Source organism: Mesorhizobium sp. M7A.F.Ca.AU.002.02.1.1, from assembly GCF_003998535.1.
In the GTDB taxonomy this organism is placed as follows: Bacteria; Pseudomonadota; Alphaproteobacteria; order Rhizobiales; family Rhizobiaceae; genus Mesorhizobium; species Mesorhizobium ciceri.
In genome coordinates this window covers 1-3,055 of record NZ_RZPB01000719.1, presented here as the reverse complement: position 1 = coordinate 3,055, position 3,055 = coordinate 1, and the positions used below count along the sequence as shown (strand labels likewise).

Annotated in this window: 3 protein-coding genes and 1 pseudogene; all 4 read right to left on the bottom strand. The window is 65.2% G+C overall.

Features of this window, described 5'->3' with window-relative positions:
• Positions 1-198, bottom strand: a pseudogene (locus EN879_RS30075) (hypothetical protein); the annotation flags it as partial.
• Positions 199-306: 108 nt separating this feature from the next.
• On the bottom strand, positions 307-1,065 hold the full coding sequence (locus tag EN879_RS30070; RefSeq protein ID WP_027162942.1) for a 5'/3'-nucleotidase SurE: 759 nt from the start codon (positions 1,063-1,065) through the stop codon (positions 307-309).
• Positions 1,062-2,228: an MBL fold metallo-hydrolase gene (locus EN879_RS30065; RefSeq protein WP_063169126.1), complete on the bottom strand. Its 1,167-nt coding sequence runs from the start codon at positions 2,226-2,228 to the stop codon at positions 1,062-1,064. The genes EN879_RS30070 and EN879_RS30065 overlap by 4 nt, the downstream gene beginning before the upstream one ends.
• A partial coding sequence (locus EN879_RS30060; protein WP_164774671.1) for an ABC transporter ATP-binding protein occupies positions 2,228-3,055 on the bottom strand: 828 nt, incomplete at its 5' end. The genes EN879_RS30060 and EN879_RS30065, both read right to left, overlap by 1 nt.

The window sequence follows — 3,055 nt, the reverse complement described above, 5'->3', positions numbered from 1 at the left end:
CTTTGGAGCAGGTTTCGGCTTGGGCTTCTCGGGCGGCGGCACGATCGCGACATTGACGGGCTGTTCCTGCTGAACCGGCTGCTGCTCGGGTCTCGGCAGGCCATAGATCAGAAACGCCGCGATGAGCGCATGCAGGATCAGCGATGCGGGCAAAGCCCACAGCAAATGCCGCCGCCGTTCTCCTGTTTCGCCCTTCATCCGCACCGATGTGGAATGAAATAGCGGCGGCTTCAAGCATAGGTAGTGGATTGGCTTGATTTAACCGCTGACAGGTTGGTGATCGGATGACGACGCGCAGACCTCAGGTCAGCCAGTTTGCCGCTGGCGCGGGATCCCGTCCAGAAACCGTTCGTCCAGCCGCGTCTCGCCAAGCCAGTTCAGCCGGTTGATGCTGATGAAGCCGGCATCGATCGCGTCGTTCTCGTCGCCCGGCTGGCTGTCGTGAGCCCGCCCGCGCGGCACGGTGATGACCGTGCGGTCGCCGTCGCTCTCCACGATCTCGGCCTTGCGGGCGATCTTGTCGCGACCGATGCGCGGCTGGCGGATTTCGGCCGGCAGCGAGGTCGGCAGGTTGATGCTCAGCCAATGACCCTCAGCGGCCCAGTCGGCGCGCGATTGCCACAGGGACACGATCAGCGCGCCAAGCCATTGGTCGTCGCCATCGGTGAAATCAGGATTTTTCACGCGTGAGAAGCCAATGGCCGGAACGCCCCAGAAAGTGGCCTCCCGCGCAATGCCGAGCGTGCCGGAATAGGCAAGGTCCTCGGCAACGTTGCGGCCATCGTTGACACCCGACAGCACCAGATCTGGCTTCTTCGTATCGGCGAACAACCAGGTCATGGCGCTTACCACGCAATCGGCCGGGGTGCCGGAACAGGCGTACCAGTTCGGTTTGAGGCGCCGCATGGTCAACGGCCTGGCAATCGTCAATGACGAGCCGGCGGCGGTGCGCTTGCCGTCGGGCGCGACCACCCAGACATCGCCGCTCAACGCGCTGGCGGCCGCGACCAGACGGGCAAGCCCCGGCGCTTCGATGCCGTCATCGTTGCAGATCAGAATTCTCATCGTTTTCTTGCCTCCGACACCACTATGCGCTGGCCGGTGCGGCATTGCGTGCGCAGCGAGGGGATGTGGGATTGCAGGTCGCCGAGAAGATCCGGCGTGCAGGAATGGCCGAGTGCCGCGGGACGGCCGGCCTTCTCCCAGATATCGACATTGCCCGACAGCGTCGGATGGGTCGGCATGCGTACCCAGTCCGCCCGACCGGCCTTGTGCAACACATCGCCCGGCGAACCTGACGGCAGATGCCCGGTAAGCAGCACCGGAAAACCGGAATGGTCGGCACGCGGCAAGAGGCGCGACGATGGGCCGGCTTCACCCATGCCGTCATCCGCCAGCAGCGGCATGGACGGCAGGGGATCGGCATCGGTCCAGTCGGCTGCGTCTTGCAGGCGGCGGCGCAGCAACGTTGAAACGCCCGGCAACAGGGCTGCCGTGGCGCCGATCTGCGCTTCCAGGGACGAGCGCATGCCGGCATGGATGGCGAACGGCCCTGGCAAGGCCGCGATCAGCTCCAGCGACCGACCCGAGAGCGGCGTCGGCAAAAGACACCCGCCCGAATGCCTCGCAACCCATTGCGAGATTTCGCGCGCACGCGCCGCCCCCGGCACCGGATCGGCGCCGTAGGAAGCATCGAGGACAAGCAGGTCGCAGTGCGGGATCGTGTCCATGACGAAGACATTGCTGTCCGGCACCACATCGGCGGAATAGGCGACGCGGCTCTCGCCATCGTCCACGGCAAACCAGACGCCGCCCACGACATGCCCGGAGCGTCCCGTCCGGATCGTGAAATTGCCGCTGTTCAACGTGTCGCCGGGTTCGAACAATTCGAGGCGATCTTCGGGAAAAGGGAACCGCCTGAAATCCTCGGGCTCAGCATAGCCGGCGAGCGTGGCAGGCGCCTCGTCGCGGGTCTCGGCGGTCATGAAGATCGGACCGGCATAACCGCGCGACAGCAGCCAGCTCAGCGCGCCGATATGATCCTCATGCGCATGCGAGACGAACAGCGCATCGATGTCGGCGACCGAGCCGTTCAGCGCCGGATAGTAGTCCGCCCCCGAGGCGCCGACCTTGATGCCGACGTCGAGCAGGATGCGATCCTTGCCGCTGCAGACAGCAAGGCTGGTGCGGCCCTTTTCGCCAAAGCCGCCGAGCAGGTCGAGCATCATCACGATGCCGCCCCCGCCGCCGGGATCAGCCAGCCGGAGCGTATCCGCAGGCGTGCCTGGGCTCCGCTCTCCAGCGCGACTGGATCGGGCTGTTCGAAATGCAAGGTGAGGTCGGGATTGGTCGAAGGCGTGAATTCGATGCGCGCCGAGCCACCCTGGTAGATCACCCGCTTGACCAGACCATCGAAGCCGGGACCGTCCGGCGACACGTCGAGATCGGCCGACCGGCAGCAGACCTTTGCCCCGGTTCGCGGCCGCTCGCCTGGCCGGCAGCGGACAACCAGTTCCGCGCCGAGAACGCGGACCTTGCAGTGCCCTCTTTCTTCCGCGCTCAACACATCCGCAGGCAGCAAAATGCCCTGCGAAATGAAGGAAGCCACCATTTCATTTGCCGGCTCATGATAGAGTTCGCGTGGCGTCGCCAGCTGGGCAAGACGCCCGCCATCCATCACCGCGATCCGATCGGCCAGCGCCATCGCCTCGGCCTGGTCATGGGTGATGTAGACGATCGTCGTGCCCGTGCGCTTGTGGAAGGACGCGAACTCGTCCTCCATCGAAGCCCTCAGATGCACGTCGAGATTGGCCAGCGGCTCGTCGAACAGAACCAACGAGGGCGCGGCGACAAGGCAGCGCGCCAATGCCACGCGCTGGCGTTGGCCGCCGGACAGATTGGCCGGCCGACGCTCGCCCAGCCCTTGCAGATTGACCAGGGCGAGTGCGTCTTCAACCTTCTGGCGCGCGACGGCCTTGTCGAGCTGCGCCACCTTCAGCGAATAGCCGATGTTTTCGGCGACCGTCATGTGCGGCCACAGCGCGTAGTTCTGGAA

Bases quoted from the DNA above. Each gene is read 5' to 3' on its own strand.
- EN879_RS30070 (WP_027162942.1), bottom strand. From the start codon at position 1,065: ATGAGAATTCTGATCTGCAACGATGACGGCATCGAAGCGCCGGGGCTT.
- EN879_RS30065 (WP_063169126.1), bottom strand. From the start codon at position 2,228: ATGATGCTCGACCTGCTCGGCGGCTTTGGCGAAAAGGGCCGCACCAGC.